This is a genomic window from Flavobacterium denitrificans DSM 15936 (assembly GCF_000425445.1).
Lineage (GTDB): Bacteria > Bacteroidota > Bacteroidia > Flavobacteriales > Flavobacteriaceae > Flavobacterium > Flavobacterium denitrificans.
In genome coordinates, this window is record NZ_AUDL01000012.1 from 197594 (window position 1) to 215198 (window position 17605).

Here is a 17605-nt window from a genome sequence, read left to right on the forward strand (position 1 = left end):
GATTTTAGATTTTAGATTACTGATTTTAGATTGTAGATTTCTAAAATCGTTTAATCTGATTGGTAATTTTTTTTGCCACGAATTACACGAATTTACACCAATTAAATTCGTGCTAATTTGTGTAATTCGTGGCAGAATTTTCGTTTTACTTTTCTTCTAAAGCATTTCCTTCAAATTGAATTCCGTCCCAACCTAAGTTGATGAAATTTCTAATGTTTTGGTGATTGGTTCCATTTGGATCTCCTAAAACTTCTTCAAAATAAAATGCTCCAAAACATGCCAAAGTTTCTTCTTTGCTTAAGTTTTGCAATTTTGCGAAAGAAAATAATTTACAAGAACCTGAATTTTCTCCGGCAGCATTGTGCTGTGTTCCGTTTTGAAAAGCAGTTGGCGTAAAGTTGTAATTTTCCTCAATTACTGCAATAGTTTCAGGAAATGTGATTTGTGTTGGTGTTTGTTTTACTTTTTCTAAAAAGGCTTGAATGCTCATGATTATAGTTTATTATTTTATTCTTGAAGTTTAAGTTGAATTTTCTTTTCTAAATGTTCCCACATTTTTAAAAGAGTTTCCGTTGTATTTTGGGCGTCCGAAAACATCTCTTTTCCAATTTCAGTTAAAGAATATTTATTTTTTAGTTTTAAAACTAGTCCATGGTTTTTAAGCCAAGTCAAAGAATTTTGTATTTCTTTTTCATTTGGAACGGAATGATTTATACCGTCTGCAATTTGTGAAATTGAAGCAAACCCTACTGGGGAATCTTTAGATGAAATTGCTAAAGCTAAAAAAATCCAAGATAAAATTTCTGCATTTCTCATATAGTTATAAAACTGTAATTGCGAAAAAATTATTCTTCTTCGTCCTTAGAATACTTACTTTTCTTAACTTCTTTTTCTATTGTTTTCCCTGCAACTACAACGACAATTTCACCGCGCGGAGCTGTTTTTTCAAAATGTGCTAAAACTTCTTTTGCTGTTCCGCGTACATTTTCTTCGTGTAATTTTGATAATTCTCTTGAAACGCAAACTTGTCGGTCTTCTCCAAAATATTGCACAAATTCAGCTAAAGTTTTAACGAGTTTATGCGGAGAAACGTATAAAATCATCGTTCGTGTTTCTTCGGCTAAAGCCAAAAAACGAGTCTGGCGTCCTTTTTTATCTGGCAAGAAACCTTCAAAAACAAATTTGTCATTTGGTAGTCCGCTGTTTACAAGCGCGGGAACAAAAGCTGTTGCGCCCGGAAGACATTCAACTTCGATTTTGTTTTCGACACAAGCGCGGGTCAATAAAAATCCGGGATCAGAAATCGCTGGAGTTCCTGCATCTGAAATCAAAGCGATGGTTTCGCCAGCTTTCAAACGTGCAATTAAATTTTCGGTGGTTTTGTGCTCGTTGTGCATATGATGGCTGTGCATGTGCGTGCCAATTTCAAAATGCTTCAAGAGTTTTCCGCTTGTTCGGGTATCTTCCGCCAAAATCAAATCGACTTCTTTCAAAACCCGAATGGCTCTGAAAGTCATGTCTTCAAGATTGCCAATTGGCGTCGGAACGATGTATAATTTTGACATAGTTTTTTATCTGAAATGTAAGCTTTAAAATGTGAGATGTTATGCGAATTTTTTCTCAATAATTCCTAGAAAACGTTCAGCGTAATCGTCTTTTCCTTCCCAATTGTTGTAATCTGGTTTTACCATGTTTTCAATAAATTCTTTTGCTTCGCTATAAGAATCAAAAGTCAGTAATTGATTTAAAACACGACTATAATCTTCTGTGCTGTTTCCAAAAAGATTTTTGGTAAAAGCAATTCTGTCGTTTAAGTCAACATGGAAACCTTTTGCCAGTTTTTCGTTTAAAGTAACTGCTTTTGGTTCTGCTGGTGTTTCTAAAACGGCAGTTTCAATTATTGTTTCTTGAGGTTCGTTAAGTGATGGAAAAGGAGTTGAAGGAACAGCTTCAAAACTATCTACTTTTACAAATTGAGCATCAGCATAGTTCACGCCAAAATCTTCAAATGCAATTGTAGGTTTTGATGAAGTTTCAATTTTTGGCTCTTCTTTTTCTTCGATTTTCTCTTCAGGTTTTTCCAATTCGAAAAGAGGTTTGAAATCTGGAATCGGATTTGAATCGTTGACCGTTTTAAATGAAAGATCATTTGCTTCGATTGTTTTTTTAGCTTCAGAAACAGCTTCTTGGATTTTTTCAATAATTGGATCTTTAGCATTTTCCACAGTTTCAGTTTCTTCTACTGCTTCAGCTTCTTCCACTTTTTCAACGATAGGTTCTTCAATAGATTCCTGAGCTTCTTCTTCAATTGGTTCTGGAGTTGTTTCTTCCGGAATTTCAGCAACTATTTCTTCAACAATTTCAGGTTCTGGAGTTTTTTCTGCTTTACTTTCTTCAGCAGGAACAGATGTAGTATTAGTACTTTCAGCTGGAGCTATTTCTTCTTCTTTATCAAAAATAGTTTCGATTTCAGCGCTGATTTCGCTGTGGCTGATTGTTGGTTTTGCTTCGTCGAAATTTTCATCAACAAATTTTAAAATAGCTAGTTTTTCATATAATTTCTGTGTTTCAAGATATAATTGATTGATATCGGATTTGTTTTTAAGTTTTAAAATTCGATGTGCAATGCTGATTAAATCGGCTTCCAATTTTTTTTTCATAATTGTTGAAATTATAGTGAATAAGGTATTTTAGCGTATTTGATGTCTGAATGTCTTTAATCCTGAATAAAACCGAAAGATATTTTAAAGATGTTTTTTATTTCTGTTAATAAACATTTACCAATCTCCGATTTGATAAAAATTTTCTACTTTTGAAAAAATGTAAAACAGCACATTTTTTACGTCGATTTATTACCAGTACAAAGTAATAAAAACTATTCATTTTTAAAGGCAGAAAAATACAAAATGTTTCTCGAAAATACAGTAAATCACAAAGAACAATTTGGGTGGATTGAAGTTATTTGTGGATCAATGTTTTCGGGTAAAACCGAAGAATTAATCCGCAGATTAAAACGTGCCCAATTTGCCAAACAAAGAGTCGAAATCTTCAAACCTGCTATTGATACTCGTTATCATGACGAAATGGTAGTGTCTCATGACGCTAACGAAATCCGTTCAACACCTGTTCCAGCGGCAGCAAATATTTTGATATTGGCTCAAGGTTGTGACGTAATTGGTATAGATGAAGCGCAGTTTTTTGATGATGAAATTGTTAGGGTTTGCAATGACTTAGCTAATCAGGGAATTCGTGTAATTGTAGCAGGTCTTGATATGGATTTTAAAGGAAATCCTTTTGGGCCAATGCCAGCTCTTATGGCAACTGCTGAATATGTTACCAAAGTCCATGCTGTTTGTACCAGAACAGGAAATCTCGCTAATTATAGTTTCAGAAAAACAGATAATGATAAATTAGTAATGCTTGGAGAAACAGAAGAATACGAGCCACTTAGTCGTGCTGCGTATTTTAATGCGATGAAGAAAATTCAGGAAAAGTAAGTTGCTGTTTTAATTTGGTCAAGTAAATAAAATATGAGAAAGTCGAATATCTTACTATTGATTATTATAGGAATTGCGATTGCTGCAGTGATTTATTTTCAATTTTTCCTTTCAGAAAAAGAAGAGGAAGTGAATATAGAAATAACGGAGCTTGTAGAAAAATATAATAAAAATTGTCCATTGACTATTCAGGAAGGAATTCGTTTAGATAGTGTCAGTTTAGGAAGTGAGAAAGTTGCTCAATATCATTTGACTTTGACAAAGGTTGAGAAAATTAACGCTGAAAGTGATGTTATTCAGAAAGAAATTGAAAAAAGCCTTTTGAGTACAGCCAAAGCAAATCCAGGACTTCAGGTTTTTAGAGATAATGATTATACTTTGATTTATAGTTACAGTGACAAAAAGAAGGAATTTTTGTTTGATGTGAAAATAATTCCTGATCAGTATAAATAATAAAAAAAAATAGACGTTGGTAAGCCCGACAGGTTTTTAAAACCTGTCGGGCTTATTTTTTATATAAAATCAAAATACGATATGTAAACTGGACTGAAGTCCAGCTCTACAAAATAATTCGTTCCTCCGGAACTAAAAGAGCCTTCGGCTCGATCCATATTGTAGGGCTGGACTTCAGTCCAGTTTAATATGCGAACGGGAAAAAAGAAACCCGACAAATTTTAAAATTTGTCGGGTTTGCTATTTTAAATAAACTTATATCTCTTATATGATTAGTTAAAAAGAATTAAATCTTCTTTCTCATTCTCGCAACCGGAATATCCAATTGTTCACGGTATTTTGCAATCGTTCTTCTAGCAATTGGATAGCCTTTTTCTTTTAAGATTTCGGCCAATTGATCGTCTGGAAGCGGTTTTCTTTTATCCTCTTCTTCTATCGTATTTTGAAGGATTTTTTTGATTTCAAGAGTTGAGACATCTTCTCCTTGATCGTTTTTCATCGCTTCAGAGAAAAATTCCTTGATCAGTTTTGTTCCGTATGGTGTTTCAACATATTTGCTGTTTGCCACACGAGAAATTGTAGAAATATCCAAACCAACCATATCGGCAATATCTTTTAAGATCATTGGTTTTAGTTTGGTTTCGTCGCCGTCTAAGAAATATTCTTCCTGATAATGCATAATCGCATTCATGGTTACAAAAAGTGTTTCCTGACGTTGTCTGATGGCGTCGATAAACCATTTGGCCGAATCCAGTTTTTGTTTGATAAACTGAACCGCATCTTTCTGTGCCGAAGATTTATCACGAGAATCTTTATACGTTTGCATCATTTCCTGATAATCTTTCGAAACGTGCAGGGAAGGAGCATTTCTTCCGTTTAAAGTCAGTTCTAATTCGCCATCTACAATTCTGATCGCAAAATCCGGAACTATATTTTCTGTAACTTTATTATTGCCTGTAAAAGAACCGCCTGGTTTTGGGTTCAGTCTTTCAATTTCGTGAATCGCTTTTTTAAGCTGTTCGTTCGAAACGCTGTATTTTTGCAATAATTTATCGTAATGTTTCTTCGTAAAAGCATCAAACTGATTTTCGATAATGTCAATGGCTAAATCAACATATTCGGTGGGTGTTTTATGTTTTAACTGAAGAAGTAGGCATTCCTGCAAATCACGCGCTCCAACTCCCGAAGGTTCCAGCTCATGAATCACTGTCATCATTTTTTCGACCATTGCTTCATCAGTGTAAATTCCCTGAGTAAAAGCCATGTCGTCTACAATGTCCGGAATGCTTCTGCGGATGTATCCCATATCATCAATACTTCCAACTAGGAATTCCGCGATTTCGCGTTCTTCATCGTTCAAAATAAAAGTATTCAGCTGATTGATTAAATCCTGATGGAAACTAATCGGAGCCGCAAAAGGTGTTTCGCGTTCCTCATCGTCACTGTAATTGTTTACCTGAGTTTTGTAATCAGGCGTATCGTCGTCGCTTAGATATTCGTCAATATTAATGTCGTCTGCTTCGATTCTGTCTGATTCTGCATCATCATAATCGTCGTAGTCTTCATTAGCGTATTCATCAGCTTCGTAATCGTCTTCTTTTCCAGCTTCCAGAGCCGGATTTTCGTTCATTTCTTCTAATAAACGCTGTTCAAAAGCTTGCGTAGGCAATTGAATTAACTTCATCAGCTGTATTTGCTGTGGAGATAATTTTTGTGATAATTTTAAATTTAAAAATTGCTTTAGCATAAAAAAAGTTGCTAAAATACTAAGCTCCTAAGAGGCTAAGTATCTTATGTTGACGAATTGAATTCGCGTAAAATTATTTTATTTATATTTTAAAAACTTAGAATCTTAGTGTCTTAGCGACTTAGAATCTTAGATTAAAACTCTGCACTTCCAGGAGTTCTTGGGAAAGGAATTACGTCTCTAATGTTTGTCATACCTGTAACAAACAATACCAAACGTTCAAATCCTAAACCAAAACCTGCGTGCGTTGCAGAACCAAATCTTCTGGTGTCTAAATACCAGTATAATTCTTCTTTGTCAATTCCAAGTTTTTCCATTTTCTCAACCAAAACATCGTAACGCTCTTCTCTTTCAGAACCACCAACGATTTCTCCAATTCCAGGGAAAAGGATATCCATTGCACGAACAGTTTCTCTTCCTGGTTCTGTATTGTCATTCAAACGCATGTAAAACGCTTTGATGTTTGCTGGGTAATCGTATAAAATTACCGGACATTTAAAGTGCTTTTCAACCAAGAAACGCTCGTGTTCTGACTGTAAATCAGCTCCCCATTCGTTGATTAAATATTGGAATTTCTTCTTTTTATTTGGAGTTGAATCTCTTAAAATGTCAATTGCTTCTGTATAAGAAACACGTTTGAAGTTGTTGTCCAATACGAAGTTCAATTTCTCTAACAAAGCCATTTCGCTTCTTTCAGCTTGTGGTTTAGATTTTTCTTCCTCAAGAAGTCTTCCTTCTAAGAATTTCAAATCGTCTCCACAATTATCTAAAGCATATTTAATTACATACTGAATAAAATCTTCAGCCAAATCCATGTTGTCATCCAAATCGTTGAAAGCAACTTCTGGCTCGATCATCCAGAATTCTGCCAAGTGACGAGAAGTGTTTGAATTCTCTGCTCTAAAAGTTGGCCCAAAAGTATAAATTTGACCCAAAGCCATTGCGAAAGTTTCACCTTCTAACTGTCCAGAAACCGTTAAGTTGGTATGTTTTCCAAAGAAATCTTTTTTGAAATCAATGTTTCCTTCTTCATTTTTTGGAAGATTATCCAAAGGCAATGAAGTTACCTGAAACATTTCTCCAGCACCTTCAGCATCAGCTCCAGTGATAATTGGCGTGTTCACATACACAAAACCTTTTTCCTGAAAATATTTGTGAACCGCAAATGACAATACCGAACGCACACGCATAATCGCACCAAAAGCATTTGTACGTACACGCAAGTGAGCGTTTTCACGTAAAAATTCTAAAGAGTGTTTTTTAGGTTGCATTGGGAATTTCTCCGCATCAGAATCTCCAAGGATCTCCAGTTTTGTAACCTGAATTTCGTATTTCTGACCCGCACCTTTGCTCTCCACCAAAGTTCCAATTACAGAAACCGAAGCTCCAGTCGTGATTCTTTTTAAAGTCTCTTCCGGTGTATTTTCAAAATCAACAACACATTGAATATTATTAATTGTAGAACCGTCATTAAGCGCGATGAACTGATTATTTCTAAAAGTTCTCACCCATCCTTTTGCATTCACTTCCTGTAGCGTCGTCGTACTGTTTAATAAGTCTTTAACCTTTGTGTGTTTCATTTTTATTTTAGATTTATAGATTGCTGATTTTAGATTAAAATAAAATCAGTGTTTTTATATCGAATTGCAAATATAAACGATAATAATTAATTTTTGAAGCTGTTTCCTGCTCTCCGCTGTATCTTTCTATTTTTAAAGAAAAAATAGAAAGGATGCCGCTTCGATCAGGGCTAGGGCACTCGTTTTCAGGAGAACCGTTTTGTAAATTTAGTTTTTCTCTCATTTTTGTCATTTCGACGAAGGAGAAATCTTCGCAAGAAACTCGACAAAGTTTGGAATTGCAGTGCGGAGCTACTTGCGAAGATTTCTCCTTCGTCGAAATGACAAACTGGGTGTCAATCTTTGCCAAAGTTGAAAACTTTGACAAAGATTTAGGTGTTTTAATTCGTGAATTCGTGGCGAAAAAAAATTACTCCTCCAAATTCTCCAATAATTCCTCTTTCTTAGTTTTCTTCTTCTCAAAAGTCAAAACCAATGAAGGCAATACAACCAAATTCGCAAACATCGCAAAAGCCAAAGTACAAGAAATTAATCCTCCAAGAGCAATCGTTCCGCTAAAGCTTGATAATGTAAAAGTCGCAAAACCTAAAATCAAAACTACTGATGTATAAAAAGTACTGATTCCAGTTTCTCTTAAAGCACTGAAAACTGATTTCTTCACTTTTCCGCCACTTTGAATTAAATCATGTTTGTATTTCGCCATAAACTGAATCGCATTGTCTACTGAAATTCCAAACGCAATACTAAATACCAAAATCGTAGAAGGTTTCAACGGAATTCCGAAATAACCCATTAATCCAGATGTAATACAAAGTGGTAAAATATTTGTAATTACAGACGCCATTACCATTTTGAAAGAACGGAATAAATACAGCATCAATATTGCAATAACCGCAATTGCAAAAATTAACGATTCAATTAAATTGTCAACTAAATACGATGTCCCTTTTTGGAAAACCAATGCTTTTCCGGTAACGGTAACTTCGTAACGGTCTTTTGGGAAAATTTCGGCAATTTTGTTGTTTAATTTTTTCTCCACTTTCGCCATTTCGTCCGTTCCAATATCTTTCATGAAAGTCGTGATTCGGGCATATTGTCCGGTAGAATCTACATAAGCTTTCATTAAATTTTCTTTGCTGTTTTTGGTCGCATTTTTGGCATAACTCAAAATAAAAGCTTGTTCTTGGGAAGTCGGTAATTGGTAATATTCCGGATTTCCATTATAAAAAGCTTGTTTCGAATATTTGACCAAATTCACAATCGAAACTGGTTTTGCCAATTCTGGAATTTCTGCAATTGTATTTTGCAATTCGTCCATTTTACGAATCGTCGAAGCTTTCATAACACCTTTTTTCTTTTTGGTGTCAATCATAATTTCCAATGGCATTACGCCGTTGAACTCTTTTTCGTAAAACAAAATATCTTTAAAGAAAGAAGCGCTTTTTGGCATTTCGCCAATCAAACTTCCTGAAACTTTCATTTGAGCAACTCCAATTACGCTGAAAACCAAAAGTAAGCCGTAAACAATATAAACGATTTTACGTTTTGTTTTTACCAAGTCTTCAACAACATTCAATAAAGTCGAAATGTAGGTTTTAGTCAAGTGATATAAATGCTTTTCTTTTGGAAGTGGCATGAAACTGTAAATAATTGGCACGATAAAAAGCGTCAATAAATAAACCGAAATCACGTTGATCGAGGTCACTAAACCAAACTCAAAAAGCAAATCATTTCCAGTAATCATAAACGTGGCAAAACCAATCGCCGTTGTCAAATTCGTCATTAAAGTCGAAACTCCAATTTTAGAAATAACGCGTTGCAATGCTTTTGCCTGATTGTTATGCAATTTGATTTCCTGCTGGTATTTATTGATCAGGAAAATACAGTTTGTAATCCCGATTACGATAATCAGTGGCGGAATAATAGCGGTTAAAATCGTGATTTTATAACCAAATAATCCCAGTGTTCCGAATGACCAGATTACACCAACAATTAAAATACAAATCGAAATAAATGTTGCTCTGAACGAACGGAAAAAGAAAAAGAAAATCAATGAAACCGTCAATAAAGCCGCTCCAATGAACAATCCAATTTCGCCTTTCATATCATCAGCATTGATGGTTCTGATATAAGGCATTCCGGAAACTTTCAAATCAATTCCAGTTGTTTTTTCGAATTTATTGATTTTCGGAACTAAATTTTCAAGTATAAAAGTCTTTCTTTCCGGTGTATTTACTAAAGCCTTATTGATGTAAATCGCCGAACGAACACTTCCGCTTTCTTTGTTAAATAAAAGACCTTCGTAAAAAGGCAAATTGTTGAATAAATCGTGTTGAATGCTTTTCAAATAAGCGGGATCTAACGCTTTGCTTTGATCGATAAAAGGCGTTAAAACGAATTTTTCGTTAATCGTATCTTTTTCAAGTTTTTTCAAATCATTTAAAGAAACCACTAAATCAACTTCTTTTGATTTTTTTAAACCTGTCATCAATTCATTCCAAGCCGCATAGTTTTTTGGCGTGAAGAATTTAGGATCGTTAAAACCAATCACAACAAGATTTCCTTCTTCACCAAACTTGTCTAGAAATTTTTGGTAATCTTTGTTTGCTTTATGATCCTTCGGAAGCAAGTTTGCTTCAGTATAAGTCATAGAAAGGTTTTTCCACTGAAAACCAAGAAAAATGGTTAATGCAGAAAGCAAAACCAGAATTGTGATTCTGTTTTTAAGTATAATTCGGGCGAGTTTTTCCCAAAATCCAACTTGAATTGAGTTTTTCATAAAATCTTTAAAAATGGTTGCAAATGTAGTGAAAAGTGCTCAAAATCATAAATAATCGATTGTATTTTACGCAATGTTAACACAAATTTGCAAGTTTTTATGTTGTAATAATTTTCTTGTTTTTTGTTATTTAGTCGCGAGCTTTTCTCATATTTGTATTGAAAATGAAAAATTACTGGCAAATTCATACCAAATGAACTTTTAAACTTTACTTGATAAATGCAACAAAATAATACCGCAACTTTTATTTTTCTGGCAATTCTTTTATTGCTTGTCATTATCATTTGTTTTATGATTTACCAATTGGTACAAGCCAAAAAAGCAAAAGATAATGCCGAAAAGAGCTTTTATGCACTTGAAGTAAAAGTTAATGATTTGCAGTTGGAAACTCTCGAGTCAAAACTGAATCCGCATTTGTTTAAGAATATTTTGAATTCCATTCAGTCGCATGCTTACCAAACTTATTTCGCTTTAGATAAACTGGCAAATGTGCTGGATTATATTTTATACGAAAGCAAAAAGAAATTTGTCACTGCCAAAGAAGAAATTGATTTTGCGCTGAATTTGATTGAAATCAATAAGATTAAAATAAGTCCGCTTTTTGAATTAAAGATTAAAACGAACATCAACAAGGAAGACAAACTTTATGATCAGCCTTTATTGGCACCGCTAATTTCGATTGATTTAATTGAGAATGCCTTTAAACATGCTGATTTGCAAAGTGCAGATGCTTTTATTTCGGTTGTTTTTGAGTTTAAAGACAATGCCTTTTTTATGACGGTTTCGAATAAAATTTCGGATAAAAAAGTATTGAAAAAGGAACGAAGTGGTTTTGGACATGCCACTTTAGAACACCGCCTTCGCATCATTTACAAGAATAATTTCAAACTCGATAAGTTTGTAGAAAACGATGTTTATATTGCGCATCTAAAAATAGATTTACTTGGATACAAAACTGAAATGCTTGCTTCTGGACGATGAGCTTCCGGGATTAACGTACCTGAAAATGCTTTGCGAACAAATTCCAGAACTGGAAATTGTAAAGACATATAATAACCCTGAAAAACTTTTGTCTGATTTCGCCGATCTAGATTTTGATTTGCTGATTTCGGATATCGAAATGCCTGGAATCGACGGACTTCATTTGGCTGAAATGCTCCAAAATAAGTTGGTGATTTTTTGCACCGCTTATAAAGAATACGCTGCCGATGCTTTTAATATTGATGCTATAGATTATATTACAAAACCGGTAAAATTGGAGCGTTTGCAAAAAGCGATTGCCAAAGCCGTTGAACGTTTTGAAAAACCTGACACAAAGAAAAAATTCATTCAGCTCAATACAGACAAAGGCAAAACGTTACTTTATTTTAATCAAATTCAATATATAAAAACAGCTCTTAGTGATAGTCGGGATAAAACAGTTTTATTGACTGATGGCAGTTTTTTGAATTTGAAAAACATTAAATTTGATACGCTTTTAAATGAATTGCCTGACGCCGATTTTTGTCGTGTTAACAAAAAAGAAATTGTTGCTGTAAAAGCCGTGAAATTTTTTAATCATAACGAAATTGTATTGCATCATTTGGAAGAAAACAACAAAAATGCAAGCATGATTTTGAGCGAAACCTATCGCGCAGACTTTTTGAAAAAGGTGAAAATATAAAGGGAGAAATAAGTCAAAATCATGTCGGGCTGAGCGATCCCGAGGCTTCGGGAGAAGCCCGTTTTAGAACTTATTACAAAGTTTTTCGGACTTATTACATAGATTGAAAATTAGCTTTCAAATTGCTTTTGTACATAAAATCGACTTCTGATATTTGTTTCATAATTTTAAAAAACGAGTTATGAATAACTTTAAAAACTCCTTATTTTACATTACAGTTATTGGTGGTTTTACTACTCTAATTTATTGGATAATTTCTCAGGGAGCATCTCTTGAAGCTGGACGAAATGTTTTAGAAAAAAAAATAGAAAGCAATCATTGGAACGATTTCTTGCATTCAATGGTTGAAAACTTACAGCATCCTCTTGCCATATTATTAGCACAAATTGTAACTATTATTTTGGTTGCGCGTTTGTTTGGGTGGTTTTTTAGAAAAATCGGACAACCATCTGTAATCGGGGAAATGATTGCGGGAATTGTTCTCGGGCCATCTTTAGTTGGAATGTATTTTCCGGAGTTTTCAGCGGCTTTGTTTCCAAAGGAATCTTTAGGAAATCTTCAGTTTTTAAGTCAGATTGGTTTAATCCTTTTCATGTTCGTAATCGGAATGGAATTGGATTTGAAAGTATTGAAAAATAAAGCGCACGATGCCGTTGTAATTAGTCACGCAAGTATCGTTATTCCGTTTGCTTTAGGATTAGTCTTGGCTTATTTTATTTATGGAACTCTTGCTCCTGATGGAGTTGCTTTTTCTTCCTTCGGATTATTTATGGGAATCGCCATGAGTATTACGGCATTTCCGGTATTAGCAAGAATAGTGCAGGAACGAGGTCTTCAAAAAACCAAACTTGGGACCATTGCGATTACTTGTGCTGCGGCTGATGATATTACGGCTTGGTGTATTTTGGCGGTTGTAATTGCAATCGTAAAAGCAGGTTCATTAACAAGTTCGCTTTATGTAATTGGTTTGGCGATTTTGTATGTAATTATCATGCTCAAAATTGTTCGTCCTTTCTTAAAACGTGTTGGCGACTTAAATTCAACTCGCGAAAGTTTGAATAAGCCGGTTGTTGCAATTTTTTTCTTGACACTTTTATTCTCAGCATATGCAGCTGAATTAATCGGAATTCACGCTTTGTTTGGCGCTTTTTTAGCTGGAGCAATTATGCCGGAAAACAATAAATTCAGAAATATTTTTATCGAAAAAGTAGAAGACGTTGCAATTATTGTACTTCTGCCTTTGTTCTTTGTTTTTACTGGTTTACGTACACAAATCGGATTATTGAACGATCCTGCTTTGTGGAAAATCACCGGAATTATTATTGTTGTAGCAGTTGTTGGGAAATTCTTTGGAAGTGCTTTAGCAGCAAAATTTGTAGGTCAAAACTGGAAAGACAGTTTAGCCATTGGTGCTTTGATGAACACTCGTGGATTGATGGAATTGGTTGTTTTGAATATTGGTTATGATCTAGGAGTATTATCGACAGAGATTTTTACTATGATGGTAATCATGGCTTTGATAACAACTTTTATGACTGGACCGGCTTTAGATTTCATCAATTTTATTTTTAAAGATAAAGCGACTGCCGTTCCGGAGGAAATTGGAACCAAAAGCAAATACAAGATTCTGCTTTCGTTTGCAACACCTGAAAGGGGAAAGAAACTGCTTAAAATTGCAAATAGCTTAGTTAAAAAACAGGGCGACAACTCGGTTGTAACGGCAATGCATTTGTCTTTAAGTACAGAAATACATTCATTTGACGTTAAAGATCACGAGCGAAAAATGCTGGTTCCGATTATTGAGGAATCAAAACAATTGAATCAAAATATTAACAGCTTTTTTAAAGTAACAAATGATATCGATGCTGATATTATTGATACAGCGAATCAGGGGGAATATGATTTATTGCTTGTTGGTTTGGGACAATCTATTTTTGACGGTACTTTACTCGGTAAAATACTTGGATTTACAACCAGAATTGTAAATCCGGATCGTTTGATTGATAAGTTTACCGGAAAAGAAGGTTTGTTTGAGAATAATCCTTTTGATGAAAGAACGCGTCATATTATTACAAAAAGTAAAATGCCAGTCGGAATTTTTATTGATAAGGATTTAGAAGAAGTTGATCAGGTTTTTATGCCGGTTTTTAGCAAAGAAGATGCTTATTTAATTGAATACGCTAAAAAACTGATCAATAATAATGGTTCTCAAATAACAGTTTTAGATGCCAGCGGTGAGGTGAAAAATACAAGAGATATTCAAGAAACAATTCGCTCAATTGAACAAATTGCACCAAATCACATTATGATTATGCATGACAGAACAATTAAGAAAGAGTTTTTAGAAAGTCAGAACTTAATGATTATTAGTTTAGACAGCTGGAAAAAACTTATCGAGTCGCAAAGCACTTGGCTGAATAATACGCCATCAGTTTTGATTCTTAAGCCATAAAGTTTTTAAAATTTCAATATGTTAAATCTCAAATTCCAATTTTAATATTGGAGTTTGGGATTTTTTTATAGCCACCAATTCACGAATTTATCGGATTTCTTTGCACGGTTTGTTAATCATAAATTTCACAAATTTATTTTGTTACAATTTGTGAAATTAAGCGGAAAAATTTTCACAAAATTAAGCAGTGAAATTCGTTAATTCGTGGCTGAAAAATTTGGAATTTTAAATTAAAGCCCCAAATCAATAACATAAGAAATCTTAACTGCGATATTATCGTCAAACCTTGGCAATTGATTCGGTCCGTAGCGATAGAATCCCCCTAAACCAAAACCTTTGAAAATTCGATTTAACTCAATTCCAGACTCGAAATATCCTTTATCTAAAGTTTTATATGCAGGTCCAACATGTTGTTCCGGTTTTTCCATATTTCCCCAAGCCATTCGGGTTACTAAAACCAATGAAGGTCGAACTTTTTTCATGATCTTAATTCGGTCAAAACCATGTTTTATTTGAAAGAATAAATATTGGCTGGAGAAAAACTCATTAAAAAACATGGTCTCAAAGCTGTTTCTTCCGGCAAAAGTAATACGCTGAATTATAGTTTCTTTAGTAAGGTTGTTTGGCATTGTGTTGTATAAATGCGTAATTGGAACATCGCCCATTGCAACACCGCCTTGTAAAAGCAAACTTGTTTTTTGTCCGTTCAGGTATTTTTTTTCATATTCGGTTTTGAAATCAATTTTGCTGAATGTAAAATCGTTTTCTAAAACATTTGGTAACGATTGTGTATATTGAAAAGTAAATCTCGGAAATCTTTTGTCTGTTTCTGTTCTTCCGGTCGGAGTCTGCATGAATTCACTGAAAGGCGCCCAAACAATCGAAGCCATTGCCGTAGTCATAATATAATTCGAATACAATTGCCCATTATAGTTGAAAAGATAATCAAATTTTGGCTCGACATAAGTTCGTGCAAGCTCAAAAACAGCTTCTGTTTTCGGAATAAATTTGGTCTGAATATTCGCTTTCCAGCTCGTGTAATGATAAAAAGTACTAATGTTAATTGGCCTTGGATCATAAATCTTGAAAACACGTTTGTCAACGGCAAAAACGGTACTCGCAATCTCTCGCACATCATCTGTGTAGGATCCGTTCAGCCAGGTATTGGTGTTTTTGTCTAATAAAACACCAGCTCCTAAATTGTATTTAAAAACACCATCTTTTGTTCCGTATGCGCCATAACCTTCAATTCTGAAATGTTTAGAAAAACGATCATTCGTAACACCTCCAAGTCCTAAACGGAAACCTTCGTAATTGTTATAACTGATGACTTTTTTCAGATCCAAATCAATTGGACCAAGCGGAAGATAACCATTGATGATTTTTCGGCCTAAACCAAGACGTTTTTCAATTCTTTTGCTAAGCGATAAACTGTCTATTAATTGATAAGTTCTTTGGCCTTTAAGATCTAAACTTTCTTTACGATATTGATTCCAGAATTCTTCTGGCTTTTTATTTGCATCATCTTTAATTTCAATATAAAGCGACGGATTTTTTATTGAAGGATTAGTGTTGTAATGAATGTCAAAATTATTGCTTTCAGAAATTAAATACGTAAAATCGGAAGCCACTTTTTTTCTTCGTTCGTAATTGTCTTCAACATCACCATCAAATTGAATCGTTCCGCCTAAAATCTTAATATCATCATCATTTTTCCCTTTTACAATTTTGAAAGTAGTGTTGCTTTGGAACCAAATTTTCTCTTCAGGAACATATTCAAATTCGTGAATGCCACTAATATCCAAAACGGCTTTTATTCGCATAACCGCTTTCGCAACAGCAAAATTTTCCTGATCGATATACAAAACACCTTCTAATGCATTTGTTTTTCTTTTCTTGTTTTTAAAGTAAATCATAAAGGTATTGCGACCTTTGATTGGTACAGTGTCTAAAAGCTTGTAATTGTAATCAGAAAAAGCGTTGTCAGCAATTGGACTTTGGTGTTTGGTTTCAAACAATTCATATTTCGAATCATAAATCGAAATAGACTGCAAGTTGAAGGCAATGATTTCGTAAACAGGTTGTTTAAAACCTGCCATTTTTGTTCCGAGAATTGTTTCTTTTAATTTCTTGTTTCCAAATTGATATTGCGAAACTTTCTCTGTTTGAAATAAATGTTGTTTGGTTATAATTTCTTTAAACTTATAATCAGAAGAATCAATATTAATTTCTTTTTTATTGAAATCTTTATAAGCTGCAGAAGTATCAATTCTGCCGTCGATAGAGTCCGGATTTGCAGTAACAATCAACTTGTTGTATGTTTTATATTCAAAACTGCTTAGTCTCTTCTGGGGATTGTTTTTGTTCTTATTTGCAATAACTTTTTTAATGATTGTTAAAGCAGGATTTTCATTTGAAACAACAACCTCTTTTAAGTCATCTGTTTTTTGAGAAAGCGAAATCGGATAAAATTTTTTCTTCTCTACAACAGGAACTAATTTTGTTTGAAAACCAATATAAGAAACCGCAAAAGTCGTCGTTTTTGAATTGATTTTAAGCTCAAATTTCCCATCAACATCGGTTATTGTATTGTTGTTGTCTGTCGTGGTTATGGTCGCAAAAGGGAGTGGTTTGTTGTTTGAATCTGTAACAATTCCGTTTATTTGAAATTGCGCTTGGATAGTAAGCGTAAAAAACAAAGTCAATAAACAAAATAGCTTCATACAGAGGGTTATAGTTTCAAAAACGAAAAGATTTTACTTTTGGTATGCAAAAATAAGAATAAAAAAATCCGTTTGGCAAGATTACACCAAACGGATTTTTGTATTTTGTGCCAAATGTAATTACACTTTCATGATTTCAGCTTCTTTTGCAGCCAATAACTCATCAATTTTTTTTGTGTAAGCATTTGTTAAGTTTTGAACTTCTTCTTCAGCAGATTTGCAGATGTCTTCAGAAGTTCCTTCTTTTTCTAATTTTTTGATGTCAGTGTTGGCATCTTTACGAGAATTACGGATACCAATTTTAGCATCTTCAGCCTCAGATTTTGCTTGTTTTGCCAAATCACGACGACGTTCTTCTGTCAAAGGCGGTACGCTAATGATGATTACGTCTCCGTTGTTCATTGGGTTGAAACCAATGTTGGCAACCATAATTGCTTTTTCAATTGCTGACAACATGTTTTTTTCAAACGGCTGCAAAGTAATTGTTCTCGCATCTGGAACACTGATTTTAGATACTTGAGAAAGTGGTGTAGCAGCTCCGTAGTAATCAACAAAAACACCTCCAAGCATTGCTGGAGAAGCTTTTCCTGCACGAATATTTAGAAATTCTTTTTCTAAATGCGCAATAGAACCATTCATTGATTCTTCCGTACTTTCTAATATGAAATCTATTTCTTCACTCATTTTTTTTGATTTTCAGTTTTATTCTCA

15 protein-coding genes are annotated in these 17605 nt (G+C 34.0%); 5 read left to right on the forward strand and 10 right to left on the reverse strand.

Going from position 1 to position 17605, the window contains the following annotated elements; genetic code table 11:
• Positions 1-145: 145 nt before the first annotated feature.
• From H600_RS0108335 to H600_RS0108350, 4 genes are read right to left on the reverse strand one after another with little or no spacing between them, the layout of a single operon-like run.
• On the reverse strand, positions 146-490 hold the full coding sequence (locus H600_RS0108335; protein ID WP_026728350.1) for a HopJ type III effector protein: 345 nt from the start codon (positions 488-490) through the stop codon (positions 146-148).
• A gap of 17 nt (positions 491-507) precedes the next feature.
• Positions 508-816, reverse strand: coding sequence for a hypothetical protein (locus H600_RS0108340; protein ID WP_026728351.1), 309 nt, complete (start codon positions 814-816; stop codon positions 508-510).
• Positions 817-845: 29 nt separating this feature from the next.
• Positions 846-1565, reverse strand: coding sequence for a 16S rRNA (cytidine(1402)-2'-O)-methyltransferase (gene rsmI / locus H600_RS0108345; RefSeq protein ID WP_026728352.1), 720 nt, complete (start codon positions 1563-1565; stop codon positions 846-848).
• A 39-nt stretch (positions 1566-1604) separates the two neighbouring features.
• Entirely contained in the window at positions 1605-2660 is a 1056-nt protein-coding gene (locus H600_RS0108350; protein ID WP_026728353.1) for a hypothetical protein, read from the reverse strand.
• A 246-nt stretch (positions 2661-2906) separates the two neighbouring features.
• Here H600_RS0108350 and H600_RS0108355 point away from each other — a divergent pair, with 246 nt between their 5' ends.
• Both H600_RS0108355 and H600_RS0108360 read left to right on the forward strand, forming a co-directional pair.
• Positions 2907-3497: a thymidine kinase gene (locus H600_RS0108355; protein WP_026728354.1), complete on the forward strand. Its 591-nt coding sequence runs from the start codon at positions 2907-2909 to the stop codon at positions 3495-3497.
• A 33-nt stretch (positions 3498-3530) separates the two neighbouring features.
• Entirely contained in the window at positions 3531-3950 is a 420-nt protein-coding gene (locus H600_RS0108360; RefSeq protein ID WP_026728355.1) for a hypothetical protein, read from the forward strand.
• Positions 3951-4236: 286 nt separating this feature from the next.
• On the opposite strand, the gene rpoN is transcribed toward H600_RS0108360, so the two are convergent.
• The 4 genes from rpoN to H600_RS0108380 form a co-directional block, all read right to left on the reverse strand.
• Positions 4237-5697 (reverse strand): RNA polymerase factor sigma-54, encoded by a 1461-nt coding sequence (gene rpoN, locus H600_RS0108365; protein WP_026728356.1) that lies wholly within the window; start codon positions 5695-5697, stop codon positions 4237-4239.
• Between the two features lie 134 nt (positions 5698-5831).
• On the reverse strand, positions 5832-7277 hold the full coding sequence (gene asnS / locus H600_RS0108370) for an asparagine--tRNA ligase (protein WP_026728357.1): 1446 nt from the start codon (positions 7275-7277) through the stop codon (positions 5832-5834).
• A 34-nt stretch (positions 7278-7311) separates the two neighbouring features.
• Positions 7312-7500 carry a hypothetical protein gene (locus tag H600_RS0108375; RefSeq protein WP_157509889.1) on the reverse strand — a complete coding sequence of 63 codons (189 nt, stop codon included), beginning with the start codon at positions 7498-7500 and terminating at the stop codon, positions 7312-7314.
• Between the two features lie 186 nt (positions 7501-7686).
• Positions 7687-10056, reverse strand: a complete 2370-nt coding sequence (locus tag H600_RS0108380; RefSeq protein WP_026728359.1) for an efflux RND transporter permease subunit — start codon at positions 10054-10056, stop codon at positions 7687-7689.
• A 219-nt stretch (positions 10057-10275) separates the two neighbouring features.
• On the opposite strand from H600_RS0108380, the gene H600_RS0108390 reads away from it, so the two are divergent.
• From H600_RS0108390 to H600_RS0108400, 3 genes are all read left to right on the forward strand, one after another.
• Complete coding sequence (locus H600_RS0108390; RefSeq protein WP_026728361.1) at positions 10276-11037, forward strand: sensor histidine kinase; 762 nt, start codon at positions 10276-10278, stop codon at positions 11035-11037.
• The gene (locus H600_RS0108395) at positions 11000-11719 is read left to right on the forward strand and encodes a LytR/AlgR family response regulator transcription factor (protein ID WP_026728362.1); all 720 of its coding nucleotides are present in this window, start codon (positions 11000-11002) and stop codon (positions 11717-11719) included. The genes H600_RS0108390 and H600_RS0108395 overlap by 38 nt, the downstream gene beginning before the upstream one ends.
• Positions 11720-11900: 181 nt before the next feature.
• Positions 11901-14171: a cation:proton antiporter gene (locus tag H600_RS0108400; RefSeq protein WP_026728363.1), complete on the forward strand. Its 2271-nt coding sequence runs from the start codon at positions 11901-11903 to the stop codon at positions 14169-14171.
• 230 nt (positions 14172-14401) lie between these two features.
• On the opposite strand, the gene H600_RS0108405 is transcribed toward H600_RS0108400, so the two are convergent.
• Positions 14402-16894 (reverse strand): DUF5686 family protein, encoded by a 2493-nt coding sequence (locus H600_RS0108405; RefSeq protein WP_026728364.1) that lies wholly within the window; start codon positions 16892-16894, stop codon positions 14402-14404.
• A 120-nt stretch (positions 16895-17014) separates the two neighbouring features.
• On the reverse strand, positions 17015-17578 hold the full coding sequence (gene frr / locus H600_RS0108410) for a ribosome recycling factor (RefSeq protein WP_026728365.1): 564 nt from the start codon (positions 17576-17578) through the stop codon (positions 17015-17017).
• Positions 17579-17605: the final 27 nt, after the last annotated feature.